Annotated in this window: 22 protein-coding genes; 13 read left to right on the forward strand and 9 right to left on the reverse strand. The window is 74.3% G+C overall.

What is annotated here, in order from left to right:
- Window positions 1-209 precede the first annotated feature (209 nt).
- The 4 genes from ACN268_RS05420 to ACN268_RS05435 are packed head-to-tail and all read left to right on the forward strand — an operon-like array spanning window position 210 to window position 3,407.
- Window positions 210-1,370 carry a CaiB/BaiF CoA transferase family protein gene (locus ACN268_RS05420; protein WP_421482027.1) on the forward strand — a complete coding sequence of 387 codons (1,161 nt, stop codon included), beginning with the start codon at window positions 210-212 and terminating at the stop codon, window positions 1,368-1,370.
- On the forward strand, window positions 1,352-2,149 hold the full coding sequence (locus ACN268_RS05425) for a citryl-CoA lyase (protein WP_421482028.1): 798 nt from the start codon (window positions 1,352-1,354) through the stop codon (window positions 2,147-2,149). The genes ACN268_RS05420 and ACN268_RS05425 overlap by 19 nt, the downstream gene beginning before the upstream one ends.
- A 35-nt stretch (window positions 2,150-2,184) precedes the next feature.
- On the forward strand, window positions 2,185-3,048 hold the full coding sequence (locus tag ACN268_RS05430; protein WP_145920058.1) for an extradiol ring-cleavage dioxygenase: 864 nt from the start codon (window positions 2,185-2,187) through the stop codon (window positions 3,046-3,048).
- Window positions 3,045-3,407 (forward strand): hypothetical protein, encoded by a 363-nt coding sequence (locus ACN268_RS05435; RefSeq protein WP_421482029.1) that lies wholly within the window; start codon window positions 3,045-3,047, stop codon window positions 3,405-3,407. The genes ACN268_RS05430 and ACN268_RS05435 overlap by 4 nt, the downstream gene beginning before the upstream one ends.
- Before the next feature lie 79 nt (window positions 3,408-3,486).
- Here the strand turns inward: ACN268_RS05435 and ACN268_RS05440 are convergent, their stop codons facing one another.
- Both ACN268_RS05440 and ACN268_RS05445 read right to left on the reverse strand, forming a co-directional pair.
- Window positions 3,487-4,215: a polysaccharide deacetylase family protein gene (locus ACN268_RS05440; RefSeq protein WP_421482030.1), complete on the reverse strand. Its 729-nt coding sequence runs from the start codon at window positions 4,213-4,215 to the stop codon at window positions 3,487-3,489.
- Complete coding sequence (locus tag ACN268_RS05445) at window positions 4,212-5,372, reverse strand: MGDG synthase family glycosyltransferase (protein WP_421482032.1); 1,161 nt, start codon at window positions 5,370-5,372, stop codon at window positions 4,212-4,214. The genes ACN268_RS05440 and ACN268_RS05445 overlap by 4 nt, the downstream gene beginning before the upstream one ends.
- A gap of 135 nt (window positions 5,373-5,507) precedes the next feature.
- Between ACN268_RS05445 and ACN268_RS05450 the strand changes: the two genes are divergently transcribed.
- From ACN268_RS05450 to ACN268_RS05460, 3 genes are all read left to right on the forward strand, one after another.
- Complete coding sequence (locus tag ACN268_RS05450) at window positions 5,508-6,260, forward strand: lytic polysaccharide monooxygenase (RefSeq protein ID WP_421482033.1); 753 nt, start codon at window positions 5,508-5,510, stop codon at window positions 6,258-6,260.
- Window positions 6,245-6,931: a DUF305 domain-containing protein gene (locus tag ACN268_RS05455; RefSeq protein ID WP_421482034.1), complete on the forward strand. Its 687-nt coding sequence runs from the start codon at window positions 6,245-6,247 to the stop codon at window positions 6,929-6,931. Before ACN268_RS05450 ends, ACN268_RS05455 begins: the two co-directional genes overlap by 16 nt.
- A gap of 181 nt (window positions 6,932-7,112) precedes the next feature.
- Window positions 7,113-9,935, forward strand: a complete 2,823-nt coding sequence (locus tag ACN268_RS05460; RefSeq protein WP_421482036.1) for an ATP-binding protein — start codon at window positions 7,113-7,115, stop codon at window positions 9,933-9,935.
- Between the two features lie 20 nt (window positions 9,936-9,955).
- On the opposite strand, the gene ACN268_RS05465 is transcribed toward ACN268_RS05460, so the two are convergent.
- From ACN268_RS05465 to ACN268_RS05475, 3 genes are all read right to left on the reverse strand, one after another.
- Window positions 9,956-10,711, reverse strand: a complete 756-nt coding sequence (locus ACN268_RS05465; RefSeq protein WP_421482037.1) for a MerR family transcriptional regulator — start codon at window positions 10,709-10,711, stop codon at window positions 9,956-9,958.
- A 199-nt stretch (window positions 10,712-10,910) separates the two neighbouring features.
- On the reverse strand, window positions 10,911-12,362 hold the full coding sequence (locus tag ACN268_RS05470) for an ATP-binding protein (RefSeq protein ID WP_421482038.1): 1,452 nt from the start codon (window positions 12,360-12,362) through the stop codon (window positions 10,911-10,913).
- Window positions 12,359-14,017 (reverse strand): FAD-dependent oxidoreductase, encoded by a 1,659-nt coding sequence (locus ACN268_RS05475; protein WP_421482039.1) that lies wholly within the window; start codon window positions 14,015-14,017, stop codon window positions 12,359-12,361. Before ACN268_RS05475 ends, ACN268_RS05470 begins: the two co-directional genes overlap by 4 nt.
- Before the next feature lie 338 nt (window positions 14,018-14,355).
- On the opposite strand from ACN268_RS05475, the gene ACN268_RS05480 reads away from it, so the two are divergent.
- Window positions 14,356-14,679 carry a TraR/DksA family transcriptional regulator gene (locus ACN268_RS05480; protein WP_421482041.1) on the forward strand — a complete coding sequence of 108 codons (324 nt, stop codon included), beginning with the start codon at window positions 14,356-14,358 and terminating at the stop codon, window positions 14,677-14,679.
- A 465-nt stretch (window positions 14,680-15,144) separates the two neighbouring features.
- On the opposite strand, the gene ACN268_RS05485 is transcribed toward ACN268_RS05480, so the two are convergent.
- The gene (locus ACN268_RS05485; protein ID WP_421482042.1) at window positions 15,145-15,978 is read right to left on the reverse strand and encodes a helix-turn-helix transcriptional regulator; all 834 of its coding nucleotides are present in this window, start codon (window positions 15,976-15,978) and stop codon (window positions 15,145-15,147) included.
- Window positions 15,979-16,080: 102 nt separating this feature from the next.
- On the opposite strand from ACN268_RS05485, the gene ACN268_RS05490 reads away from it, so the two are divergent.
- Together ACN268_RS05490 and ACN268_RS05495 are read left to right on the forward strand one after the other, a co-directional pair.
- Window positions 16,081-16,947, forward strand: a complete 867-nt coding sequence (locus tag ACN268_RS05490) for an oxidoreductase (protein ID WP_421482043.1) — start codon at window positions 16,081-16,083, stop codon at window positions 16,945-16,947.
- A gap of 106 nt (window positions 16,948-17,053) precedes the next feature.
- Window positions 17,054-17,980, forward strand: coding sequence for a diacylglycerol kinase family protein (locus ACN268_RS05495; RefSeq protein ID WP_421482044.1), 927 nt, complete (start codon window positions 17,054-17,056; stop codon window positions 17,978-17,980).
- On the opposite strand, the gene ACN268_RS05500 is transcribed toward ACN268_RS05495, so the two are convergent.
- Entirely contained in the window at window positions 17,943-18,833 is an 891-nt protein-coding gene (locus ACN268_RS05500) for an EamA family transporter (RefSeq protein WP_421482045.1), read from the reverse strand. The genes ACN268_RS05495 and ACN268_RS05500 overlap by 38 nt on opposite strands.
- The gene (locus ACN268_RS05505) at window positions 18,830-19,597 is read right to left on the reverse strand and encodes an HAD family hydrolase (RefSeq protein ID WP_421482046.1); all 768 of its coding nucleotides are present in this window, start codon (window positions 19,595-19,597) and stop codon (window positions 18,830-18,832) included. Before ACN268_RS05505 ends, ACN268_RS05500 begins: the two co-directional genes overlap by 4 nt.
- An 86-nt stretch (window positions 19,598-19,683) precedes the next feature.
- Here ACN268_RS05505 and ACN268_RS05510 point away from each other — a divergent pair, with 86 nt between their 5' ends.
- Complete coding sequence (locus tag ACN268_RS05510) at window positions 19,684-22,482, forward strand: DEAD/DEAH box helicase (protein ID WP_421482047.1); 2,799 nt, start codon at window positions 19,684-19,686, stop codon at window positions 22,480-22,482.
- Window positions 22,483-22,649: 167 nt separating this feature from the next.
- Window positions 22,650-23,537, forward strand: a complete 888-nt coding sequence (locus tag ACN268_RS05515) for an MHYT domain-containing protein (protein ID WP_421482048.1) — start codon at window positions 22,650-22,652, stop codon at window positions 23,535-23,537.
- Window positions 23,538-23,562: 25 nt separating this feature from the next.
- Here ACN268_RS05515 and ACN268_RS05520 read toward each other — a convergent pair whose 3' ends face one another.
- Window positions 23,563-24,516 (reverse strand): 5'-3' exonuclease, encoded by a 954-nt coding sequence (locus ACN268_RS05520; RefSeq protein ID WP_421482049.1) that lies wholly within the window; start codon window positions 24,514-24,516, stop codon window positions 23,563-23,565.
- 89 nt (window positions 24,517-24,605) lie between these two features.
- Between ACN268_RS05520 and ACN268_RS05525 the strand changes: the two genes are divergently transcribed.
- Window positions 24,606-25,673: a DUF4037 domain-containing protein gene (locus tag ACN268_RS05525; RefSeq protein ID WP_421482051.1), complete on the forward strand. Its 1,068-nt coding sequence runs from the start codon at window positions 24,606-24,608 to the stop codon at window positions 25,671-25,673.
- The last annotated feature ends 14 nt before the right edge of the window (window positions 25,674-25,687 follow it).

Here is a 25,687-nt window from a genome sequence, read left to right on the forward strand (position 1 = left end):
CGCTGTACGGTCAGATCAAGTTTCGCCAGTGTGTTCCCGGTCACCGGCCATGTCAAGGGCGAGTTGCCGAACTGTTTCCGGTCGTTGCAAACGGCGTGGAGCTGGGAGTTTCCCGAGAATTGCCTCGGGGTGTTGACGCCCGGCGGGCTCGTCGGGAAACTGGCCATGCGGACAGTCGTCCGTCTGGCGGTCAAGTCGAGGGGTGGGGCATGGTGGAGGAGACACCGAGCAGGACCGGGCCGCTGCACGGCGTCGTGGTGGCCGACTTCTCCCGCATCCTCGCCGGGCCGTACGCCACCATGCTGCTGGCCGACCTCGGCGCCGAGGTGATCAAGGTGGAGGGGCCCGGCGGCGACGACACCCGCACCTGGATGCCCCCGGTCCGCGACGGCGTGGCCACCTACTACCTGGGCATCAACCGCAACAAGCGGTCCATCGCGCTCGACCTCAAGGACCCCGACGACCTGGCCGTGGCGCACCGGCTGGCCGCCCGTGCCGACGTGCTGATCGAGAACTTCAAGCCCGGCGGGCTGCGCCGATTCGCGCTGGACTACGACACCGTCGCCGCCGGCAACCCCCGGGTGGTCTACGCCTCGATCAGCGGCTTCGGCACCGGCGCGGGCGCGGCCTACCCCGGCTACGACCTGATGGTGCAGGCCATCTCCGGGCTGATGAGCCTCACCGGCGACCCGGACGGCCCGCCCTACCGGGCCGGCATCTCCGTGTTCGACGTGATGGCCGGGCTGCACGCCTCGATCGGCATCCTGGCCGCCCTGCACCACCGGCACGACTCCGGCCGTGGCCAGCACGTCGAGGTCAACCTGCTCTCCTCGGCGCTGTCCGGGCTGGTCAACCACAGCAGCGGCTACGTCGCGGGCGGGGTGGTGCCCTACCGGATGGGCAACGCCCACCCCAGCCTCTTCCCGTACGAGCCGCTGCCCGTCGCCGACGGCGAGCTGATCGTGATCGCCGGCAACGACGGGCAGTTCCGCCGGCTCTGCCAGGTGCTCGACCTGCCGGAGCTCGTCGACGACCCCCGGTTCACCCGCAACCAGGACCGCACCGCCAACCGGGAGGAACTGCGTCCGCTGCTGGTCGAACGGCTGCGCCGACGCACCCGCGACGAGTGGTTCACCGACCTGATGGCCGCCGGGGTGCCCTGCGCCCCGATCAACACCATCGACGGCGGGGTCGCGCTCGCCGAACGTCTCGGGCTGGACCCGGTGGTGACCGTCGGCGAGGGCGCCGCCGCGGTGCCGGGCATCCGGCACCCGATCACCCTTTCGGACACCCCCGCGCGGTACGGCGCCCCGCCGCCCGCGCTCGACGAACACGGCGAGGAGATCCGCGCGTGGCTGACCGGCAGCTAGACTTCCCGACCTCGATCGGCACCTCCGACCCGACCACCATCCGGTTGCTCGGTCAGGACCTGGCCGGCGACCTGATGGGCCGGGTGGGCTTCGGTGAACTGGCCTTCTGGCTGGTCGCCGGGCGTCGCCCGGGCCCCGGCGAGGTACGCGTCTTCGAGGCCGTCCTGGTGGCCCTGGCCGACCACGGCTTCACCCCCACCGCGATCGCCGCCCGACTGACGTACCTCAGCGCGCCGGAGGCGTTGCAGGGGGCGATCGCCGCCGGCCTGCTCGGTGGCGGCTCCCGTTTCCTCGGCGTCACCGAGGACTGCGGCCGGTTCCTCGCCGACACCCTCGCCGGTGTCGCCGAGCTGCCCACCGACGACGCCGGCTGGGACGCCGTCGCCCTGGACGCGGTCCGTGCCGCCCGCGTCGACAGGCGTCTGGTGCCGGGGCTCGGCCACCCGGTGCACAAGGAGACCGACCCGCGCACCCCCGTGCTGGTCGCGATCGCCGAGCAGGAGGGCCTGCGCGGGCCGCACCTGCGGCTGTTCGAGGCGATCGGCCGGGTCCACCCGCAGGTGCTCGGCCGTACCCTGCCGCTCAACGGCGCGGGGGTGTGCGGCGCGGCCCTGGCCGACCTCGGCCTGCCCATCGACCTGCTGCGCGGCTTCGCCCTGCTGGCCCGCACCGCCGGCCTGCTCGGCCACCTCGCCGAGGAGCGCCGTCGCCCGCTCGGCATGGACATCTACCGCACCGTCGACCGCAACGCCCGGTACGTGCCGGACGACGCCGACTGATCCCCCCACCGCCACCGTCTGCGAGAGGAGCGGCCATGGCCCAGGTCGTCGCGGTCATCGCCTCCACCCACCATCCGTTCTACTACCGCGCCACCACCGCCACCGGCGAGGACCGGCCCCCGTTCGCCGACGAGTGGGCCCGCAAGATCCTCGCGTTCCGGGAGACCCTCACCCGGGCCAGGCCGGACGTGCTGGTGATGGTCGGCTCCGACCACTTCCACCAGCTCTGGCTGGACAACATGCCGCAGTTCCTGGTCGGCAAGGCCCCGTTCTACGACGCCAACTGGTACAACGAGGAACGCGAGTTCGGCCTGCCCCGGATGCTGCTGCGCGGCCAGGAGGACCTGTCGGCCCACGTGCTGCGCGCCGGCCTGGACGCCGGGTTCGACCTGGCCTTCAGCAACGAGCTGCGGATCGACCACAGCATCACCTGCCCGATCATCACGCTGCGGCCCGAGGCGGACCTGCCGATCGTGCCCATCTACACCAACATCTTCGCCCCGCCGCTGCCGCAGCCGAAACGGTTCGTGCAGCTCGGCGCGGCCATCCGGGAGATCGTCGAGAGCTGGCCCAGCCACCTGCGGGTGGCCGTCATCGGCACCGGCCACCTGTCGCTGGAGCTGGGCGGGCCGCGCCAGTTCGGCCCGCAGGGCCCCGACCCGGAGTTCGACCGTCGGGCGGTGGAGTGGATCGCCAACGGCGACCTCGACGGCTGCCTGTCCGAGGTGACCCTGGACAGCCTGCACGCCCCCGGCAACGCCACCCACGGCTTCATGGACTTCATGCTGATGATGGGGGTGGCCGGCGCGGGCGCCAAGGCCGACCACGTGGACACCCTCGACCTGTTCCACACGATGGAGGCGTACTTCACCTGGTACCCGAACGGAGCACCGGCATGAGCCGCTACCTGGTCGACAAGTTCCTCTACACCGTCGACCGCGATCCGGAGCTGGTCGAGCGTTACCGCACCGACCCGCACGGGACGGTGGCCTGGTGGGAGGCCGAACGCGCCAACGCGGTCCTCAACTGCCACACCGGCGAGGCGAGCACCTGGCTGCGCTTCACCGACGAGGAACGTGACGCGCTGGCCAACCACGACCATGTCCGGCTCTTCGCCCTCGGCGCCCACCCGTTCCTCACCCTGACCCTGTTCATCGCCATGTTCGAACGGGACCACGCCGAGCCGATGGCCTACCAGAAGCAGTACGGCCTGCGGCTGGCCCACTTCTCGCTGCCGTACCCCGACATCGCCACCTGACCGCCGGCCGCCCGCTGGCGCAGCGTGGTGGACAGGGCGAACGCGAACGCCGCGACGAGCGCGGCCAGCACCGCGAGGGTCACGTCGCGTCCAGGTGGTCGCCGAGCGGGCCCACCGTCCACCCCCGTCGCCGGCACTCGTCGAGCAGGTGGGGGAGGGCGTCGAGGGCGGACCGCCACGCGCCGGGCGCGGCCGCACAGGAGGAGTCGTGCAGCAGCACGGTGCCGCCGCCACGCAGTCCGCGACGGAGTTCGGCCAGCACCGACCGGGCGTCGGCGGTACGGGTCCAGTCCCGTCCCCAGCATGTCCAGAGCACCGGCCGCAGACCCAACCGGCGGGCTGCCAGCAGGGCCGGCCCGGTCGACACCCCGTACGGCGGGCGGTAGAACCGGGGGGTCTGCCCGGTGACGGTGACGGTCAGCTCGTGGGCGGCGGCGAGGTCCCGGCCGGTGGCCAGCGGCCCCCGCAGCAGCAGGTTGCGGTGTTCCCCGCCGTGCAGGGCGACCTCGTGTCCGGCGGCGACCAGCCGCCGTCCCAGCTCGGGGTGCCGGCGCAGCATCGTGCCGAGCAGGAAGAACGTCGCCCGGACCCGGTGGGCGGCCAGCACCGCCAGGAAGTGCGGGGTGGACCGCGGGTCGGGGCCGTCGTCGAAGGTGAGCGCGATCCGGTCCGGCGGTCCCACCCCGTCGAGCCGGTGCAGCAGCCGCCCCCGCAGCACCGGCAGCGCGGTGACCGCCGGTGCCCCGTGCAGGCCCGCGCCGACGGCGACCAGCCCCGCCGCCAGCAGGCCCGCCGTCCGTTGCCTCACCGGCGGCCCCGCGTCGGGGCGAGCAGCGTCGCGACCACCGCCACGGCGTCGCCGAGGCCCCGGCGTGGCCGGTGGTACGCCCGGCCGTCACCGGGTGCGGCGGCCATCTCGGTGACCAGTGCCTCCACGTCGGCCGGGTCGACGGACAGCGGGGCGGTCCGGTCGCGCCGGCCGGCGGTCTCCGCCAGCGCCGGCCGCAACTGCTCCGCCGACGCCGCCCGTCGGGTCAGGCCGGCCCGTGCGAGGATGCCGGCGTTGGCCCGCCCGTGTCCGGGCAGCGGCCGGTAGGTCACCACGGGCACCCCGGCGGCCAGCGCCTCCTGGCAGGTCAGGCCGCCCGCGTTCTCCACCACGACGTCGACCGCGCGCATCAGGGTCGGCATGTCGTCCACCCAGCCGAACACGTGCTCCCAGTCCCGGCGTAGCCGCTCGTAGAGCGGGACGTTGCGCCCGCACACCACCACCGGTCGGGCCCAGCCGGTCGCGCCGACCTCCGCCACCGTGGTCTCGACGTCCCCGGCGCCCCACGCCCCGGCGACGATCAACGCCAGCCGGTCCTGTTCGGGCAGCCCGAACCGGCGACGGGCCTGCCGCCGGTCGGTGCGGTGCGCGCCGCGGAAGGCGGGTGACACCAGCGGTCGCACCGTCGTGACCGGGGTGTCGGCGTCGAGTGGGGGCGCCTCGGCGTGCCGCAGCGCGTAGTACCGGTCCACGCCGGGGCTCAGCCAGGTGGGGTGCAGGGCGAAATCGGTGACGTAGCTGACCACCGGGACGGTGAGCCGGCCCTGCCGCCGCAGCGGTCCGAGGAGTTGGTTGGCGAAGGGGTAGGTGGTCACCACGGCGAGGGTGTCCGGCGGAATGGCCCGGCCCATCCGGCGTCGCACCGGTCGTAGCAGGCCGCGGATCAGCGCGACGGACAGCCGGGACCGGGCGGTCAGGGTGAACAGCGCGTCGTAGCCGCGGGGGAGTCGACGCAGTACGTCGCGGTACGCCTCCCGCAACATCCAGCGCACCGGGCGCGGCAGCACGTCCAGCAGGTTCAGCCGGTCCACCGTGAGGCCGCGTTCCCGCAGCCGGCTGGCCAGTTCGCCGGCTGCGGTGTCGTGGCCGGCGCCGACGTCCGCCGAGATCCCGAGAACCCGCCCTCGGCACTCCATGCGGGCGCGGATACCCGTCGCGGGTCGGGACAGTCCCGGGGGAGCGCCGCATCCGATGTCGAAAACAGAAAGACGTCTTTACTGTTAACAAACTTTAATTTACCGTGGTGGCAATCCCCCCGTCGAGGAGTGCCCATGCGCCGCACGATCACCGTCCCCCTGGTGACGACAGGTGCCGTCGTCACCTCCCTGGGCCTCGCCACGCCCGCCCAGGCCCACGGCTACGTCTCCGCCCCGCCCAGCCGCCAGGCCCTCTGCGCCCAGGGCAAGGTGCCCGACTGCGGTCAGATCCGCTACGAGCCGCAGAGCGTCGAAGGCGTCAAGGGCCTGCGCAGCTGCAACGCCGGGATCACCCAGTTCGACGTCCTGAACGACGACAACCGGGGCTGGCCGGCCACCCCGGTCGGCAGCACGGTCACCTTCACCTGGGTGAACACCGCCCGGCACGCCACCAGCACCTGGGAGTACTTCATCGGCGGCACCCGGGTCGGCGTCGTCGACGGCGGCGGCCGGCAACCCGACGCCACCGTCTCGCACACCGTCAACCTCGGCGGCTTCACCGGCCGACAGAAGATCCTGGCCGTCTGGAACATCGCCGACACCGCCAACGCGTTCTACTCCTGCGTGGACGTGCAGATCGGCGGAACCGGACCCACCCCCACGCCGGGTCCGTCGCCGACCCGGACCCCCACGCCCACCCCCACCCGTACCGCCACCCCGACCCCGACCGCCCCGCCGACCGCCGGTGGCAGTTGGACGGCCGGCCGTAGCTACCAGGTCGGCGACGTCGTCACCTACCAGGCGGTGAGCTACCGGTGCCGGCAGGCGCACACCGCCCTGCCGGGTTGGGAACCGCCGTACGTGCCCGCCCTGTGGACCCGGATCTGACCCGGCCGTCGACCATGCCGCCGCGCCGACCGGGCATCGCGTCCCCACCCGCCGCCGGCCCCGGACGGGCCGGCGGCGGGCGGCCACCCGTGCCCGCCGACCGGCCCGCCCGCCGACGCCGGAGCGCCGTGGTCGCCGTGGCGGCCCTGCTGCTCGCCGGATGCGCGCCCACCGCGCCCCCGGCCACCCCCGCGCCGTCGGGCACCACGACCGTGGTCGACGGACTCGACCTGGTGTTCCTGCACACCATGACCGCCCACCAGGAACGGACCCTGGCCATCGTCCGGGCCGCACCACAGCGGGTCCGGGAACCCCGGTTGCGGACCCTCGTCGCGGCGATCGACGCCACCGAGACCGACGAGGTGGCCCAGGCCAGGCAGTGGATCGCCGCCGCCGGACCGGCCGGCGACCGCCACCGGCACGCCCACCCCGACCCGGGCGACACCCCCGATCCGGTGGCACTGCTGCGCGGCACCCCGGACGCCGGCTACGACGCCGCCCTGGTGGCGGTGCTGGTGCCGCAGCAGCGGCAGGCCGCCGCGCTGGCCCGGGCACACCTGGCGGTGGCCGTCGCCCCGGCCGTCCGCGACCTGGCCCGGCGCATCGACGAGTCCCGTACCGCGCAGATCCGAATGATCGCCGCGCTGCCGGTCACCCCGCCCACCCGCTGACCGTCGGCCGACGCCGGAAACGCCCGACGCCACAGCGGAAACGGCCGATTCCCCCACCCGTACGGTCAGCGGGCCGAATCGTTCGGTCACCCCCGCGACATCGATGTTCCTCGTGTTTCCGGCCACCGGTATAGTCCCGGCAATCCCCATTGGAGGGTCGCAGGGAATACACGTGATCTGCGTGACGGCAGCTGGGCTGGAGGATGCGCTGTCCGGCTCACCATTCGTCGGACGGCGGCCGGAGGTCGCCCGCATCCGCGCCGCCCACGCCGACAGCGTCCGCACCGGCACCCAGGTCGTGTGCGAGGTCGTCGGCGACCCGGGAATCGGCAAGACCCGCCTCGTCCACGCCGCGCTGGACGGCTGCGTCCCGGCCCTGCCCCGGGCCGTCGGCACCTGCGTGGAGGCCGAGCGGGACATCCCGTTCCACGTCTTCCGGCACGCCTTCGGCGCCCCCCACCCCGTGAGCGCCGACCCGCAGCATTCCACCGTCGTGCCCGACGGCCTGCCGGCCCCGCTCGACGTACGCCAGTTCCGCACCTACCAACTGGCCCGCCGGCTGCTCACCCTGGCCGCCCGCGACGGGCTGGCCCTCGTCCTGGACGACCTGCACTGGGCCGACACCTCGTCCACCGGGCTCGTCGCCCACCTGCTGCGCTACCCGGTGCCCGCGCCGCTGCTGCTGATCCTGGTCTACCGGCCCCGCCAGCTCGACACCGCGATGCCGTTCGGCCCGCCCGAGGCCGGCGTCCCCGGCGGCCGGGGCCGGGAGCGGATCGAACTGGGACCACTCAGCCTCGCCGAAACCGTCGCGCTGTACCCGGACGAGGACCCGGCCGAGCTGGGCCGCCGCCACGACCGGGCCGCCGGCAACCCCGGCTACCTCGCCGCGCTGGCCGGCGTCGGGCCGGCCGACGGCGACCGGGACGCTGCGCCGACCACCGGGCCCCGGCTCACCGACCGGGCCGTGGCCACCCTGCGCGCCGAGTGGGCCGGCCTGTCCCCGGTCGACGCGACCTGCCTGCGAGCCGCGGCCGTGTGCGGCACCCCGTGCGGGGTGGACCTGCTCGCCGAGGTCGCCCGGCTGCCGGCCGGGCAGGTGACCGAGTCCGCCTGGCGTCTGGTCCGCCGGGACCTGCTGCGGGTCGTCCCGACCACGGCACGGTTCACCTTCCGACACCCGGTGCTGCGTGCGGCGGTCGCGCAGGACACCGACCCGGCCTGGCGGGCGGAGGCGCACCACCGGGCGTTGACCGTGCTGCTCGCCCGGCAGGCCCCGCCGGCCGAGCGGGCGGCGCAGGCCGAACACCTGCTCGGGCTGCCCCACGGCCGGCCGGTCGAACCCTACGTCGACGTGCTCTGCCGGGCCGCCGAGGAGATCCGTGGCGATGCCCCTGAGTCGGCCGTCCGCTGGCTGCGTACGGCGTTGCGCGCGGTACGCCCGCCGGCCGGCTCCCCGGACAGCCGGCACGCCGTCACCCTGTTGCTGGCCCGGATCACCGGCGAGATGGGCAACCTCGCCGAGAGCCGCACCCTGCTGCGGGAGGTCGTCCCCGAACTGCCCGTCGACCCGACCGGCCGCCGGACCGCAGCCGTCGCCCAGTGGGTACGGGTGGAGCGCCTGCTCGGCAACTACGCCGAGGCCGCCGCGATCAGCCGCCGGGAACTGGTCGGGACACCGACCGCCGGGGCGTTCCAGCTCGCCACCGAACTCGGCGCGATCGGCATCCTGTCCGGTCACCCGTCGCCTGTGCCCGGCGGCGCACCCGACGGCGAGGCCAGCGGCATCGACCGGGCCGGCCTGCTCGCCGTCCGCGGGCTCGCCGCCGCCCACGACGGCGAGGTGCGGATCGCCCGGGAGTTGCTCGCCGCCGGCACGCCGATCGTCGACGCGCTGCCCGACCGGGACCTGCGCGAGCGCCCCGACTGCCTGCTGGCGGTCGGGCTGGCCGAGCTGTTCCTGGAACGACCCGCCGACGCCACCCGGCACCTCGACCGGGGGATCACCCTGGTCCGTGACGCCCACCGTGACGACGGGCTCTGCCAACTGCTGCTCGGCCGCAGCCAGGTCGCCTACCACCGGGGGCAGCTCGCCACCGTGATCGGGCTGACCACCGAGGCCGGCGGCATCGCCCGCCGGATCGGCAGCCGTTCCCTGCTCAGCTTCGCCCTCGCCTTCGAGGCCCAGGCCACCGCGTGGCGGGGCGGCCCACGTGACGACGAGCGCGCGGTGGCCCTGGCCCGCACCTCCGTGGAGCTCGCCAACGACCTCGACAGCTGGTCGGGCCGGACCGCGGCGACCGCGCTGGCCACCGCGACGCTGCTCGCCGGGGATCCCGACACCTGCGTGGAGATGCTCACCGACGCCGGTGGCGACAGCCGGCTGACCCGCCTGCAGGCCTCCCTGCGACCGATGTGGCACGAACTGCTCTGCTCCGCCGCCCTGGCCGCCGGGGACCTGCCCGAGGCGTACCGGCGGGCCCGCGCCGCGTTGGCCGCCGCCGACCTGCTCGGCCTGCCCGGCCAGCACGCCTTCGCCGAGTCGGCGTACGGGGAGGTGCTGCTCGCCCGGGGCGAGGTGCTGACGGCGCTGCCGTACCTGCGCACCGCGGCGGACCGGTTCCGGGCCGCCGGCATGACACTGCGGCACAGCCTCGCCCTGGTCGCCATCGCCCGCGCCTCCGAGGCGGTGGACCAGCACGGCCCCGCCGGCCGGGCCCGTCGCCGGGCACAGGAACTGGCCGCCCGGTGCGGCACCGAACGGGTCGGCCTGCGACTGGCTAGGCCGGTGCGGGCGCTCGCCGAGACCGCCCTGACCGACCGGGAGTGGCACATCGCCCGGCTGGCCAGCACCGGCGTCACCAACCGGCTGATCGGCCGTCAGCTGCACATCAGCCCCCGCACGGTGGAGGCGCACCTGACCCGGATCTACCGCAAGGCGGGCGTGGAGTCCCGCTCCGGTCTGGTCGCCTGGGTGTCCCGGTTCGACGACACCGACCGCTGACCCGGGCCGCCGCGGCGACGTCAGCCCTTGTCGGCCAGAGCGCCCTCCCCGACGGATGTCTGCTGTGGAGCGTTGGTGTCCAACAGGCCCGCGATGTGCGCCTCGGCCTGGTGCTCCACCGCCAACCGGAACGCCTCGGTGAGTACGTTGACCACCCCCTGGGTCAGCAGGATCGTCTCCCGGTCCCCGTCGGACCACGACGGCCGGGGCCCGCCGCCACCCAGCTCGGGGGCGAGCGTCAACATCCGGGCGGTGACCTCCGCGACCAGTTCGTCGGCCAGGGGCCGGACGCTGTCGAGCACCTCACTGAGCGCCTGCAACGCCGGCACCGTCCCCATCCGGACCCGGTGCAGGTCCAACGCGGCGCGCAACGGCCGGGGCCGCACCGTGCGCACCGTCCCGTCCGGCGCCCGGCCGATCACCCCGTGCCGGGTCAACGCGTGGGTCAACGCGGGCCGTTCGGCAGCCAGCCGTTGCAGCATCGCGGTCAGCCCGTCGGGGGTGTCGTCGCCGCCCCGCACGCCGAGCATCGCCTCGATGGAGACCAGGTTGAAACCCTGCCGTTGCAGGGTCAGGATGGCCTCCAGCCGGCGCACGTGGGAGTCGTCGTAGAGCGCGACCCGGCCCCGGCGCACCGGGGGTGCCAACAGCCGGCGGGCCTGGTGGGCGCGGATGTTCCGCGCCGACATGCCCACCTTGCGGGCGAGTTCCTCAACGGTGTAGCCGACCGCGGTGCCGGCGTTCGCCGGCCCGGTAGTCACCCGGTCGATGGTCACGGTAGCCTCCGCCTGCGTCGGGGACGGGGTACGGCGACCTGCCGGCCGGTTGCGGCGGACGGCAGACCCCCCGTGGCCGAGCGTATGGCCGGGCACTCCCCGGCGACATGAGGGGAACCACTACTTGCCTCCGGCGGCGACGAACCATTATCCTCCGTGACCGCGCGATCACAGTATCCCCGGACGGCCGGATTCGCTGTCAGCGTCCCGGGGCGTCGGTGGCGCGGGCCGGGGCGGTGAACGGCAGCAGCACCCGGAACACGGTCGACCCGGGCACGCTGTCCACCCGGATGTCGCCGTGGTGCTTGTTGACCACGATCCGGTACGAGATGTCCAACCCCAGCCCGGTGCCCTCACCGACGGCCTTGGTGGTGAAGAACGGTTCGAAGATACGCGGCCGGACCGCCTCGGGAATCCCCGGCCCGGTGTCGACGATCTCGACGGCCAGCAGGTCGCCGGCCCGGCCGGTGCGCAGCGTCAGGGTGCCCGCAGGGCCCATCGCCGACAGCGCGTTGTCGATCAGGTTCGTCCACACCTGGTTCAGCTCGGCCGCGTACGCGGGAATCGGGGGCAGGTCCCGGTCGTACGCCCGGACCACCCGCACCCCCGGCGGCACCTTCGCCTTGAACATGACCAGGGTGGCATCGAGCAGGTCGTGCACGTCCACCACCTGGTGCGGGGCCCGGTCGAGCTGCGAGTACTGCTTGGCCGCACCGACCAGGGTGGAGATCCGGGTGACCGCGTCGTCGATCTCGGCCATCAACTGCTCGGTGTCCAACGTGTACGACAGCCAGCGCACCGCCGACTCCAGGTCCTGCGGGCCGACCACCTCGCGGACCTGCTCCAGCCACGCGGTGTCCAGGCCGGCGGCGACAAGCGTCGGCGCGAGGTCCCAGCCGGCCGTGACCCGCTGCTCGTCCAGCCAGTCGGCCAGGGCGTCCTCGGCGTCGCTGGCCGCCATCGGGGACAGCTGCGGCGCGCGGGCGGCCCGCTTCACCGCCTCCTCCTGCAACTCCACCAGGGTGTGCAGCCGCCGGCCGTCGAGCCGGCTGTCGGCGATCATCGCCAGCTTGTGCCGCATCCCGGCGACCCGGTCCCGCAGCGCCGAGGTGGCCCGTACCGCCGCGCCGGCCGGGTTGTTCAACTCGTGGGTGAGCCCGGCCGACAGCGAACCCAGGGCGAGCAGCCGTTCCCGCTCGCCGATGATGGTCTGGGTGTCACGCATCCCGAAGAACAGCCCCTCCAGCAGGTGCATGGCCATCGGGAACCAGGTGCGTACCGCGTGGGCGAACGTCTCGGCGGGCAGCACCAGGAACGCGGCGTCGGTGACCGCCCGCAGCGTGTTCAGGTAGACCTGGTCGACCTGCCCACCGAGGTACGCCTGGGTGGCCCCGCCGTACACGCCGCGCTGGTCGGTGCGGGTGACCTCCAGGTCGTCGCCGTGCACCCGCCGGCTCATCGACACCGTGCCGGACAGCAGGGTGAAGAAGCAGGTCGCCTCCTCGCCCTCGGCGTAGACCACGGTGCCGGCGGCCCGGTGCTCGACCCGACCGTGTTCGGCCAGCCAGTCGAGCTGGTCGGCGTCGAGGGCGGCGAACAGGAACAGCTCCCGCACCTGGTCCGGGGTGAGTCGTTCGTCGGAGTCGCTCACTGTGCCTCCAGGTAGCGGTGTACCAGCGAGACGGCCATGGCACCCTCACCGACCGCCGAGGCGACCCGCTTGACCGAGGAGGCCCGCACGTCACCGGCGGCGAACACCCCGGGCAGGCTCGACTCCAGGTGGTACGGGTCGCGGGCGAGGGTCCACCCCGGTGGTTTGCGGCCACCGGCCGTCAGGTCCGGGCCGGCGACGATGAAGCCCCGCCCGTCGCGGACCAGCACCCCGTCCAGCCATTCGGTGCGCGGCTCCGCGCCGATGAAGATGAACAGCCACGAGGCGTCCACCTCGCGGACGTCGCCGCCGCGGGTGTCCCGCAGCCGCAACCGTTCCAGGTGCCCGTCACCGTCGCCGCCGACCACCTCGGTGTACGGGTGGACCACGATCCGGTCGATCCGGTCCAGCTGCTGGATCAGGTACGACGACATCGACGCGGTCAGGTCGGCGCCCCGGATCAGCAGGTGCACCCGGCTGGCGTACCGGGAGAAGTGCACCGCCGCCTGGCCGGCGGAGTTGGCCCCGCCGACGATCCAGACGTCCTGGTCGACGCAGCTCGGGGCCTCGGTCGACGCCGCGCCGTAGAACACCCCGCGCCCGGTCAGGTCGGCCAGGCCGGGCGCGTCGAGCACCCGGTAGGACACGCCGGTGGCCAGCACGACCGTGTGCGCGGCGATGGTGCTGCCGTCGCCGAAGTGCAGCAGCCGGGCCGCCCCGGCGCTCTCCAGCCCCACCACCTCGCGGGTGCTGAGCAGCTCCGCGCCGAACTTCAGCGCCTGCCGGCGGGCCCGGTCGGTGAGCTGGGCACCGGAGACCCCGTCGGGGAAACCGAGGTAGTTCTCGATCCGGCTGCTCTGCCCGGCCTGGCCGCCGGTGGCCCGCCGCTCCACCAGCACGGTGCGCAGCCCCTCCGACGCCCCGTAGACGGCCGCGCCGAGCCCGGCCGGCCCACCACCGACCACCACCAGGTCGTAGAAGTCGGCGGACGGGGCGACGGTGAGCCCGGCCACCGCCGCCAGTTCCGCCTCCGTCGGGGCGACCAGCGCCTTGCCGTCCGGGGTGACCACCAGCGGCACGTCGGTGGCGTCGGCCCCGGCGGCGGCGAGCAACCGGCCACCCTCCGGGTCGTCGGAGAGCAGCCAGCGGTAGGGCACCAGGTTGCGGGCGAGGAAGTCGCGGACCGCGAACGACGGGGCCGACCAGCGGTGCCCGACCACCCGGATCTCGTCGCTGGCCTGGTCGGGGCTGGCCGCCCAGGCCTCCAGCAGGGTGTCCACCACCGGGTAGAGCTTCTCCTCCGGCGGGTGCCACGGCTTGAGCAGGTAATGGTCCAGGTCGACCACGTTGATCGCGTCGATCGCCGCCTCGGTGTCGGCGTACGCGGTCAGCAGCACCCGGCGGGCGGCGGGGAAGAGGTCCATCGCGGCCTCCAGGAACTGGATGCCGTTCATCTCGGGCATCCGGTAGTCGGCCAGCATCACCGCCACCCGTTCGCCCCGCAGCTTGATCTCCCGCAGCGCCTCCAAGCCGCCGGGGCCGGAGTCGGCCCGGACCACCCGGTAGCGGTCGCCGTACCGGCGGCGGATGTCGCGGGCGACCGCCCGGGAGACGGCGGGGTCGTCGTCGATGGTGAGGATCACCGGCTGTGCCATGGTGCCCATGTAAGCACAGCCGTCGGGCCGGGCGTCCGTGCCGCCGACGCGGTCCGGGAGCGGCCGGGCCGACGGTGGTTATCCGTTGGTTTTCTCCCGGACCCGGCCTATGGTTGCCCCCATGTACCCGGCCGTCAGCCCCCGCATCACCGCCACCGGTTCCCCGGTGGCGGTGGTCGTGCCCACCCACCGGCGGCCGAGCCCGATCCCCGCCGGGCGTGGCCCACCCGGAGACCGGACATCCTCCGCAACGGCCACCAGGGCGAAGCCAGCAGGCTTCGGCCCTTTTTGTTTTTCCCGACCCCGTACCCGGACACCGAGCCCGAAAGGACCCGTCCATGAGCACCGATCTGCACGACCAGACCGACCAGCACCGGCTGACCATGCTCCGCCAGAGCCTCACCGACCAGTTCGCGTCGCAGACCGCCCGGTTGACCGAGTTGACCGCCGACACCGGCGACCCGGCCGAGGCGCACACCCGGGGCGCGCTGATCGCGGCCACCCGGCAGAGCCTGGACCACCTGGCCGGCGCGCTGCGCAGGATCGCCGAGGGGAGCTACGGCCGCTGCGAACGTTGCCAGGTGGCGATCCCCGCCGAACGGCTGGAGGTGCTGCCGCAGGCCCGCTTCTGCGTCCCCTGCCAGCAGAAGGCCCACGGCTGACCCGTCCGACCCGGACCCGGCGCGGCGGTGGCGTGTGCCACCGCCGGCTCCGGCCGGCGGGATGGTCGGCCGGTGTCGGGCCCCTGCGGGGACGGGGAGACGGTGGGGCCCGGCACCGGCGGGCGGGACCGGTGGGTGGTCCGCGTCCTTTCGAGCTGATGACGTCGACGCATCACCCGCCGCAACGCCTCCACCCGCCGCCGGTGTCACACCCGTCCGTGCCGGCCGACATCGGCTGACCGGAGTTGAGTCGTCGACGTCGTCAGATCGAAAGGACGCGCAACGACCATCCCTGCCCCGTACGTCCGGCCCGTGAGGAATCTCGGAACGCGTGGTGACGCCGAGGATGATCCCGACGTTCCTGACGTTCGACGCCCGTACGGAGGGCCCAGGTCAACGTGGCCGGGGCGGTGGCGGACCGACTGTCCGGTGTGAGGTCGCTGACGCGGATCGTCCGGACCTGTTTCACGGCGTGACCGTGTGCACCGCGCCGACCCGCAGGAACTCCAGGCGCTCGGCGGCGGCGCTGCCGGCCGCCGCGGTGTAGACGGTGATCCGCAGGTCGGAGCCGGTGACGGTCAGCACGTCACAGTCCAGCTCCAGGTCACCGACCAGCCGGTGGTGCACCGTCTTGCGGGAGCTGACATGCCGTCCCGCCGCGCCCGACCGCCACAGGTCCCGGAAGCGCGGGCTGGCCGCGGAGACCTCGGCGACGAGGGTACGCAGCTCCTCGTCCTGCGGATAGGTGGTGACGGCCTGACGCAGGTCGGCGACCAGCGCCCGTTCGATCTCCTCGTCCGGCCCGTGGGTGTCAGCCCAGTTCGGGGGCGCGCAGAAGGTCGCCCGGATCACGTTGCGGTCGGCGGCCGGACTGCCCGCCGGGTCACCGCAGAGGGCGCTCCACATGGTGTTCCAGGTGATCAGGCTCCAGTCCGCCGCGTAGACCGCCACCGGGTAGTCGGTCATCCGGGTGACCAGCCGCTGGACCCCGGGCGGAATGTGCACCGGCACCACCCGGCCGGCCGGCACCGGCAGCCCGGCGGCCTGGTGCAGAAGGGCGTTCTGTGCCTCGTCGAGTTGCAGGGCGCGGGCCAGCGCGGCCACGACCGGCTGACTGGGCCGCCGCGACCGGCCCTGCTCCAGGCGGACCAGATAGTCGACGCTCACCCCGGCCAACCCGGCCAGCTCCTCACGGCGCAGCCCCTGCGCCCGACGCCGCCCGTGCCCGGACAGGCCCACGTCGGTGGGGGAGCACCGGTCCCGCCACGCCCGCAGAAGACTGCCGAGATCGTTCGTCATGGCCCCATGATGGCCGCGTTCCCGGCGGGTTGCCTGGTAACGCCGTTCCTACCGTAGCGGCGGGCCCTGGCTACCCGGCCGGCACCAGACGACCCTCGACGTATGACACCATCTCTCGCCGGGCGTACCGTCGTGATCACCGGAGCCAACAGCGGCATCGGCCGCGCCACCGCCCGTACCCTGGCAGCCCGGGGTGCCCGCGTCGTTCTCGCGGTCCGCGACCTGGACCGGGGCCGCGCCGCCGCCGCCGACATGCCCGGCCGGGCCGAGGTGCGGCGCCTCGACCTGGCGGACCTGTCCTCGGTCCGCGCGTTCGCTGCGGCCTGGACCGAACCCGTCGACGTGCTGATCAACAACGCGGGGGTGATGATGCCACCGCCGGATCTGACGGTCGACGGCTTCGAACCGCACTTCGGCATCAACCACCTGGGCCACTTCGCCCTCACCAACCTACTGCTCCCGCGGATCACCGGCCGGGTCGTCACCGTGTCCGCCGGCGGGCACCGGGCCGGCACCCTGGACCTGGACGATCCGCACTGGAGGAACCGCCCCTACCGGCCGTTCCCGGCGTACACCCAGTCCAAGCTCGCCAACCTGCTCTTCACCGCCGAACTCCAGCGCCGCCTCACCGCGTCCGGCTCGGCCGTCCTCGCCACCGCCGCCAACCCCGGCCTGGCCGCCACCAACCTGCTCAGTCACGGCGGCAGCCGGGCGGCCCGCTGGACGAACGCCCTGCTGCGCCCCCTGTCCCAGTCCGACGTGGGCGGCGCCCGGACCACCGTGCACGCCGCCACCGCCGACCTGCCCGGCAACAGCTACGTCTCACCGAGCGGCGTGACCCAGTCCCGGGGCCGCCCCAGGGTCACCACTCCGTCGAAGGCGGCCCGAGACCCCGAACTCGCCCGCCGCCTCTGGGCCCTCTCCGAGAGCATGACGGCCACCACGTTCCCCCTGCCGAGCAGGCCGTAGCTGAGGGAACCCACCTAGCAGCCTAGGATGCCTTAGGGGTGATGGCCCACTCCACCCGTCGAGAGGGGGGATCGGGGTCGGCCCACGGGCCGGTCGAGCCGGTACGGTGCTCGCCGTGACCGCAGACGATCGCCGGACGGCCGGCCCGGTCGCCGTGCTCGCCAACCCCGTCGCCGGCCGGGGGCGGCACCGGGCGCTGCTGCCCCGGGTCCTCGACGGCCTCGCCGCCGCCGGCCACCCGGTGGAACTGCTCACCGCCCGCGACCCCGCCGGGGCCGAGGCGGCCTGCCACGCGGCGGTCGCCAACGGTGCGTCCGCGCTGGTCGCGGTCGGTGGCGACGGCACCGTCCACCGGGCGCTGCAGGCGGTAGGCGGCACGCCGGTGCCGTTCGCCCCGGTGCCGGTCGGCACCGGCAACGACTTCGCCGCCGACGCGGGGTTCCCGGCCGATCCACTCGCCGCCGTCGCGGTGATCGCCGCCGCGCTGCGGGCCGGCCGTACCCGTGCGGTCGACCTGGCCCGGATGACCGGCGGCGACGGCACCCACCGCTGGTACGGGGCGGTCCTCGCCGCCGGCTTCGACGCGATCGTCAACGAGCGGGCCAACCGGATGCGCTGGCCGCGCGGCCCCCGCCGGTACGATGTGGCGATCCTCGTCGAGTTGGCCCGGTTGCGCCCGCGCCGCTACACGCTGCGCCTCGACGGTGTCGCGCACGAGGTGGACGCGGTGCTGGTGGCGGTGGGCAACGGTGCCCGTTACGGGGGCGGTATGCGGATCTGCCCCGCCGCCGACCTCACCGACGGGCTGCTGGACGTGGTGGTCGGCGGTCGCTTCGACAGGCGCACCCTGATCCGGGTCAAACCCCGCATCTACGCGGGCACCCACGTGACGCATCCGCTGGCGAGCAGCTTCCGGGCCCGCACCGTCGAACTGGCCGCCGAGGGCATCACCACGTACGCCGACGGGGAACGGTCCCTGGACCTGCCGGTACGGATCAGCGCGGTGCCTCGGGCGGTGCGTCTGCTGCGGTGAGCGGCCCCCGGGGGGCGGCGGCGCGGACCGCGCCGATGCTGGCGACGACCACCAGGCCGATCGCCAGTACCTCGACCGGGTGCAGGTCCTGCCCCAGGATCAGCCAGCCGGCGAGCGCGGCGAGCGCCGGACCGAGGCTCATCAACACGGCGAAGGTCGACGTGGCCAGCCGGCGCAGGGCCAACAGTTCCAGCGTGTAGGGCAGCACCGAGGCGAGCAGCGCCAGCCCCGCCCCGAGGGCCAGCACCCCCGGATGCCACAGCCGGGCCCCGGCGTCGGCCAGGCCGTACGGCAGCGACAGCAGCGCGGCCAGGGCCAGCGCGAGGGCCAGCCCGTCGGCCCGGGGGAACCGCCCGCCGACCCGCGCCGAACAGACGATGTACGCGGCCCACAGCGCACCGGCCGTGAGCGCGAGGCCGACGCCGACGGGGTGCAGCCGGTCGAAGCCGCCCTGGCCCAGCAGCGCCACCCCGGCCAGCGCGAGACCCGCCCAGCACCAGGCCGTCCACCGGCGGGCGGTCAGCACCGACAGGGTGAGCGGCCCGAGCACCTCCAGGGTCACCGCCGGGCCGAGCGGGATCCGTTCGATGGCCTGGTAGAAGACCGAGTTCATGCCGGCCAGGGCGAGCCCGAACGCGCCGACGGCCAGCCAGTCGGCCCGGTCGTGCCCGCGCAACCGGGGGCGGCAGACCAGCAGCATCAGCGCCGCCCCGATGGCCAGCCGCAGGGTGACCGTGCCGGGGACGCCGACCCGGGGGAAGAGCAGCGCGGCGACGGCGGAGCCGAAGTGCACCGACAACGCCCCGCCGAGCACCAGCCCGACCGCCGTCGCCCGGCCGGACGAGCCGGTCACGGGGAGGGCAGGGCCAGGTCGAGCACGGTGCCGAGGCCGCTGGGTCGGCCCGGTCCGGCGGCCGGCAGCACCAGCACCCCGCAGCCGGCGGCGACCGCCCCGGCGTCGGCCGGGGTGTCCCCGACCATCAGCGTCCGCTCCGGGTCCACCCGCAGCATCCCGCAGGCGCGCAGGAAGATGCCCGGGTCCGGCTTGCACCGCCCCACCTCGTACGACAGCGCGTACGCGTCGACCAGGTCGGCCAGGCCCCACGCTGCGAAGTGGGGGCGGATGTCGAAGCCGATGTTGCTGACCACCGCCACCGGGATCCCGGCGTCGCGGAGCGCGGTGAGCACCGGCGCGGTGTCCGGGTAGGGCACCCAGCCGTCGGGGGTCAGCACCCGCTCGTAGAGCGCCTCGGCGAAGCCGTCGATCCCGGCGTCCACCGTCTCGGCCAGCCCGGTGTACGCGGCCCGGTGGGCGTGCTCGTAGAGATCCCGGTCGGCCCAGAGTTCGGCGAGCCGGGGCGGTACCCGGGCCGGCAGCGGGCCGCCGGCCCGGCCGGCGGTGAGCAGCCGGTCGGCAAGCGCCGTGGCCCGCATCCGCTCCAGCTCGACCCCGCACGTCGCGGCGGCGGCGACCACCCAGTCGTGGGCCGGTTCGACCTGGGCGAGGGTGCCGTGGAAGTCGAAGAGCACCGCCTGGACGCGATGGCGGGACGCGCCCGCCCGGGTGGCGTGCGTGACGCCGTTCGGGGTGGGGGACGGTTCGGCATGATCCGGCACGTCGTGCACCCTACCGACCCGCCCCGACGGCCGTGCCGGACGGCCTTGGGCGGTGGGTGTCGGTGGTACCGATTAATCTTGCTGACATGTCGAGCCCCGCCGAGCGGTACGCCGAGGCCCGTCGCCGGGCTGCCCAGGCCGCCCAGTTCCCGGCCCTGGAGGAGTTCACCCTCGACCTGGGGTTCGACCTCGACGACTTCCAGCGTGAGGCGTGCCAGTCGCTGGAGCGGGGCAGCGGGGTGCTGGTCTGCGCCCCGACCGGGGCGGGCAAGACGGTGGTCGGCGAGTTCGCCGTGCACCTGGCGTTGCGGGGTGTGCCGGGTGCGGCGTCGCCGGCCGGGGACGCGTCCCCGGCTCCCCGGCGCAAGTGCTTCTACACCACGCCGATCAAGGCGCTGTCCAACCAGAAGTACCACGACCTGGTGCAGCGTTACGGCGCCGCCCAGGTGGGGCTGCTCACCGGCGACAACGCGATCAACGGGGACGCCCCGGTGGTGGTGATGACCACCGAGGTGCTGCGCAACATGCTCTACGCCGGGTCGACCACCCTGGCCGGCCTGGCCTACGTGGTGATGGACGAGGTGCACTACCTCGCCGACCGGTTCCGGGGCGGGGTCTGGGAAGAGGTGATCATCCACCTGCCCTCCTCGGTGACCCTGGTGTCGCTGTCGGCGACGGTCTCCAACGCCGAGGAGTTCGCCGACTGGCTGGTCACGGTGCGCGGTGAGACGGCGGTGGTGGTCAGTGAGCACCGGCCGGTGCCGTTGTGGCAGCACATGCTGGTCGGCCGGCGGATGTTCGACCTGTTCCACGACGCCGACGCGGCCCGCAAGCACGACGTGCACCCGGAGCTGTTGCGCTACACCCGGGAGCAGACCCGCCGGCTGGAGCTGGGGGAGGGGCGCGGTGCCGGTCCCGGCGGCGGTCGGCGGGGGCCGCGCTGGCGGGGGCCGCTGCGTCCGGACATCGTCGACCGGCTCGACCGGGAGGGGCTGCTCCCGGCGATCCTGTTCATCTTCAGCCGGGCCGGCTGCGCCGCCGCCGTGCAGCAGTGCCTGGCGGCCGGTCTGCGGCTGACCTCGGCGGAGGAACGCGCCGAGATCCGTCGGGTGGTGGAGTCCCGGGTGACCGCGATCCCCGGCGAGGACCTGAGCGTGCTGGGCTACTGGGAGTGGCTCGACGGCTTGGAACGTGGCCTGGCCGCCCACCACGCCGGGATGCTGCCGGTGTTCAAGGAGGTCGTCGAGGAGCTGTTCGTCCGGGGGCTGGTCAAGGCGGTCTTCGCCACCGAGACCCTGGCGTTGGGCATCAACATGCCGGCCCGGTGCGTGGTGTTGGAGCGGCTGGTCAAGTTCAACGGCGAGGCCCACGTCGATCTGACCCCGGGGGAGTACACGCAGCTCACCGGGCGGGCCGGGCGGCGGGGCATCGACGTCGAGGGGCACGCCGTGGTGGTGTGGTCACCCGAGACCGATCCCCGGCACGTGGCGGGCCTGGCCTCCACCCGTACCTATCCGCTGCGGTCGAGCTTCCGGCCGTCGTACAACATGGCGGTCAACCTGGTCGGCAGCGTGGGCGCCGAGCCGGCGCGTGCGCTGCTGGAGTCGTCGTTCGCCCAGTTCCAGGCGGACCGGTCGGTGGTCGGGCTGGCCCGCCAGGTGCAGCGCAACACCGAGACCATCGACGCGTACGGCGCCGAGGCGGCGTGTCACCAGGGTGACTTCGACGAGTACTTCGCGCTGCGGGTGGCCATCGCCGACCGGGAGCGGGCCATCGCCCGGCAGGGGCAGACCCAGCGCAAGGCCGCCGCGGTGGCGGCGTTGGAGCGGTTGCGGGTGGGTGACGTGATCCGGGTGCCGTCCGGGCGGCGGGCCGGGCTCGCGGTCGTCCTCGATCCGGCGACCGGGGGGTTCGGTGAGCCCCGGCCGCTGGTGCTGACCCAGGACCGTTGGGCGGGGCGGGTCAGTCCCGGCGACTTCACCACCCCGGCCGAGGTGCTGGCCCGGATCCGGGTGCCCAAGCACTTCAACCACCGCTCGCCGGCCGCGCGGCGGGATCTCGCCGCCGAGGTCAGCGGCACCGGGCTGGACCGGCACGGTGGCCGGCGGGGCGGCCGGTCCAAGCAGGCCGCCGGTGAGGACCACCGGCTCAGCCAGCTTCGCACCGAGCTGCGGCGGCACCCCTGCCACGCCTGCCCGGAGCGGGAGGACCACGCCCGGTGGGCGGAGCGGCGTCGGCGGCTGGAGAAGGACACCGACGAGCTGCGGCAGCGGGTGTCGGGGCGCACCGGCTCCCTGGCCCGCACCTTCGACCGGATCGTCGCCCTGCTGACGGCACGGGGTTACCTGTCCGCCGACGGTGGGGTGACCGACGCCGGTCGGATGCTGGGCCGGATCTGGACGGAGGCCGACCTGCTGGTCGCCGAGTGTCTGCGGCGGGGCGTCTGGGACGGTCTGTCCCCGGCGGAGCTGGCCGCCGCCGTCTCGGTGGTGGTGTTCGAGGCCCGGCGGGACGTCGACGAGCGGGCGTCGCTGCCGCGTGGGCCGGTCGCCGACGCGGTCGACGAGACGCTCAAGCTGTGGAGCGAGATCGAGGCCGACGAGGCGCAGCGGGGCCTGACCGCCACCCGGGAGCCGGATCTCGGGTTCGCCTGGCCGATCTACCGGTGGGCGCGGGGGGAGACCCTGGCCAAGGTGCTCGCCAGTGGGCACCAGTTCGACGGGGAGATGCCGGCCGGGGACTTCGTCCGCTGGGCCCGACAGGTCGCCGACCTGCTCGGTCAACTATCCGACTCCGGTGGGGCGTCGACGGAGTTGCGGGCTACCGCGCGGCAGGCGATCGCCGCCGTGAACCGGGGCGTACTCGCCCATTACCCCTCCGCCTGATCATCACTTTCGGTCACCGTCGGGCGGTGAATCGACGCATCGGACGGTCACCGTGACAGCACCCCCCGGATTGCCGGGGGGTCGCTGTTGCGCCTGCTTGCAGGCTCCCCGATCATTGCTCGGGCGCGGTCGCCTACGCGCCGGTAACGAGTGGGGGGAAGACCGCCGTGGCGGAGATCAATCACTTTGAGTACGGGTGGATCACACCGGCGCTGAGTTACGCGCTGTCCGTGCTCGGTTCGTTCCTCGGTCTGGTCTGTGCCGGGCGGATCCGTACCGCCACCGGTTCCGGCCAGCGGTTCTGGTGGGGCCTGCTGGCCGCCTGGGCGATCGGTGGCACCGCGATCTGGGCGATGCACTTCATGGCCATGCTCGGGTTCGCGGTCACCGGCACCCGCATCCGCTACGACGTGCCGCTGACCGCCGCGAGCACGGTGATCGCCGTCACCGCCGTCGGGATCGGCCTGGCCATCGTCGGCACCGGCCGGCTCGGTGCCGCGAAGGTCCTCGGGGGCGGCCTGTTCACCGGGATCGGCGTCGCGGCCATGCACTACACCGGGATGGCCGCGATGCGGCTCAACGGTGACCTGAACTACGACGCCACCCGGGTCGGGCTGTCGGTGGCCATCGCCATCGTCGCGGCCACCGTGGCCCTGTGGCTGGCGATGACCGTCCGCCGGGGCCTGGCGATCGTCGGTTCCGCCCTGCTGATGGGGGTGGCGGTCAACGGCATGCACTTCACCGGGATGAGTGCCCTGTCGGTGCACCTGCACGGGCAGCGCGGCGAGGTGACCGGCGCGGGGGTGAGCACCCTGCTGGTGCCGATCGTCCTCGCGGTGATCTTCGTGGTGGTGGGGTTGGTCTACGCGCTGCTGGCCGCGCCCACCGACGACGACCGGGCCGCCGCCGCCTACCTGCAGGCCCGGCAGGTCGACGCGCCGGTCGTCGAACCGCAGACGGCCCCCGACCCGGTGGGCCTGCGTGCCCGGTCGACCACCCTGGGCCGGCCGGGTACCCCGTTCCCGTCCCGCCGGGACGCCCCACCGCCACGCTGACCGGCGTCGGGACGCCGGCGGCCGGTCAGGGCCGCGCGGCGAGGGCGTCGACCAGTCGCCGGCACGAGCCGGCCAGGTTCCACCGCTGGGCCAGCTCCAGCAGCCGGTCGGGGTCGGCGGGTGCCGTCGGCAGCGCGGTCGGCAGTGCCGGCAGCGGAACGTCGGTGGCGACCCGGACCACCTTGGGGGCGACCGCCAGGTAGTCGCGGGCACCGTCGAGCTTGGCGCGCAGCCCCGGGGCGAACCCGGAGCCGGGCTCGTCGAGCGCGGCGAGGATGCCGGGCAGGCCACCGTAGCGGTCGATCAGCCGGGCGGCCGTCTTCTCGCCCACCCCGGGCACCCCGGGCAGGCCGTCGCTCGGGTCACCGCGTAGGGCGGCGAAGTCGGCGTACCGGTCGGCGGGGACACCGTAGCGGGCCCGGACGGCGGCGTCGTCGCAGTCGTCGAGCTTGGCCACCCCACGACCGATGTAGAGCAGCCGGACCCGGCGCTCGTCGTCGACGAGCTGGAACAGGTCCCGGTCGCCGGAGACCACCTCCACCGGGCCGGGCTGGGTGACCGACAGGGTGCCCAGCACGTCGTCGGCCTCGTAGCCGGTCGCGCCGACGGCGGTGATGCCGATCGCGGCCAGCACGTCGAGGATCACCGGCACCTGCGGGGAGAGGGTGTCCGGCACCTCCTCGCCGCCGGCCGGGGCGACCCGGTGCGCCTTGTACGACGGCAGCAGCTCGACCCGCCAGGCGGGCCGCCAGTCGTGGTCGAGCGCGCAGACCATCCGGTCGGGCCGGCGGGTGCGGACCAGTTGGGCGAGCATGTCGAGGAACCCGCGCACGGCGTTGACCGGCTGGCCGTCGTCGGTCCGTGCCGCCGACTCGGGCACCCCGAAGTAGGCCCGGAAGTAGAGGCTGGGGGCGTCGATCAGCAGGATCGGCTGTTGGTCTGCCACGCCCGACAGCGTGGCACACCTAACCGACGACATGGGGGACGCCCACCGGCCGTACCCGCCACGGTCGGCACGTCGGGGAAACCGGCGTGACGGCACGGCTGCCGCCGGGCGAGACTGCGGGCATGGAGTTCGTGCCCGCTCTGGTGCTGTGCCGGCGTTTCCACGACGAGGTCGTCGGGCCGCTGCTGGCGCGGCGTCTGCCGGGGCTGCGCTACTCCGCCGGGCTGCTCGACGGCGGTTCGGAGCTGCTGGGGCTGGACACCGAGCGCTCCACCGACCACGACTGGGGTCCCCGGGCGCAGGTCTTCCTGGCCGACGCGAGCGAGGTGGCGTCGGTACGGGCGGCGCTGGCCGATCTGCCGGCCTCGTTCCTGGGCCGGCCGACCCGGTTCCTCAGCTGGCCGACCGCCCGGCTGGGGGTGCCCGACGTCGGCGGGGACCGCAGCGGGGTACAGGTGTTCCCGTGGCGGGACTGGCTGCGGGGCCGGCTCGGCTTCGATCCGCGCGTCGCGGTCACCACCGACGACTGGCTGTCCCTGCCGACGCAGCGGCTGGCCGAGCTGACCGGCGGGGCGGTGTTCCACGACGGCCTGTCCGGCACGGTGGGCGCGGTCCGGGCCGCCCTGGCCTGGTATCCGGACGACGTGTGGCGGCACGTGCTGGCCGCCGGGTGGACCCGGGTGGGGCAGGCCGAGCATCTCGTCGGCAGGTGTGCCGAGGTGGGTGACGAGCTGGGCAGCCGGCTGGTGGCCGCCCGGGTGGCCCGGGACCTGATGCGGCTCGGCCTGCTGGTCCGTCGCCGCTGGCCGCCGTACGACAAGTGGCTCGGCAGTGTGTTCGCCGCGCTGCCGGACGCCGGCCCGGTGGTGGCGGCGCTGGGGGACGCGCTCGGTCCGGGTGACTGGCCGCACCGGCAGGCGGGGCTGGTGCGGGCGCTGGAGACGGTCGCCGGGTGGACCAACGACACCGGGCTGGCCGGGCCGGTCGACGTCGCGGCCCGGCCCTTTCACGGGCGGCCCTTCCTGGTGCTGGACGCGCCGCGCCTGGCTACCGCGCTGCGGGCCGCGATCGTCGACCCGGCGCTGCGGGCCCGGCCGCTGGTCGGCGCGGTGGACCAGTACGTCGACAGCGTGGACGTGCTGACCCACGCCGACCGGGTCCGCCGGGTCTCGGCGGTCGTCGCCGGCTGACGGACCCGGCGACC

The organism is Micromonospora sp. WMMD735 (genome assembly GCF_049178995.1).
GTDB lineage: Bacteria > Actinomycetota > Actinomycetes > Mycobacteriales > Micromonosporaceae > Micromonospora > Micromonospora wenchangensis.

Bases quoted from the DNA above. Each gene is read 5' to 3' on its own strand.
- ACN268_RS05420 (WP_421482027.1), top strand. From the start codon at position 210: ATGGTGGAGGAGACACCGAGCAGGACCGGGCCGCTGCACGGCGTCGTG.
- ACN268_RS05430 (WP_145920058.1), top strand. From the start codon at position 2,185: ATGGCCCAGGTCGTCGCGGTCATCGCCTCCACCCACCATCCGTTCTAC.
- ACN268_RS05435 (WP_421482029.1), top strand. From the start codon at position 3,045: ATGAGCCGCTACCTGGTCGACAAGTTCCTCTACACCGTCGACCGCGAT.
- ACN268_RS05445 (WP_421482032.1), bottom strand. From the start codon at position 5,372: ATGGAGTGCCGAGGGCGGGTTCTCGGGATCTCGGCGGACGTCGGCGCC.
- ACN268_RS05450 (WP_421482033.1), top strand. From the start codon at position 5,508: ATGCGCCGCACGATCACCGTCCCCCTGGTGACGACAGGTGCCGTCGTC.
- ACN268_RS05475 (WP_421482039.1), bottom strand. From the start codon at position 14,017: ATGGCACAGCCGGTGATCCTCACCATCGACGACGACCCCGCCGTCTCC.
- ACN268_RS05480 (WP_421482041.1), top strand. From the start codon at position 14,356: ATGAGCACCGATCTGCACGACCAGACCGACCAGCACCGGCTGACCATG.
- ACN268_RS05485 (WP_421482042.1), bottom strand. From the start codon at position 15,978: ATGACGAACGATCTCGGCAGTCTTCTGCGGGCGTGGCGGGACCGGTGC.
- ACN268_RS05490 (WP_421482043.1), top strand. From the start codon at position 16,081: ATGACACCATCTCTCGCCGGGCGTACCGTCGTGATCACCGGAGCCAAC.
- ACN268_RS05510 (WP_421482047.1), top strand. From the start codon at position 19,684: ATGTCGAGCCCCGCCGAGCGGTACGCCGAGGCCCGTCGCCGGGCTGCC.
- ACN268_RS05520 (WP_421482049.1), bottom strand. From the start codon at position 24,516: ATGTCGTCGGTTAGGTGTGCCACGCTGTCGGGCGTGGCAGACCAACAG.
- ACN268_RS05525 (WP_421482051.1), top strand. From the start codon at position 24,606: ATGGAGTTCGTGCCCGCTCTGGTGCTGTGCCGGCGTTTCCACGACGAG.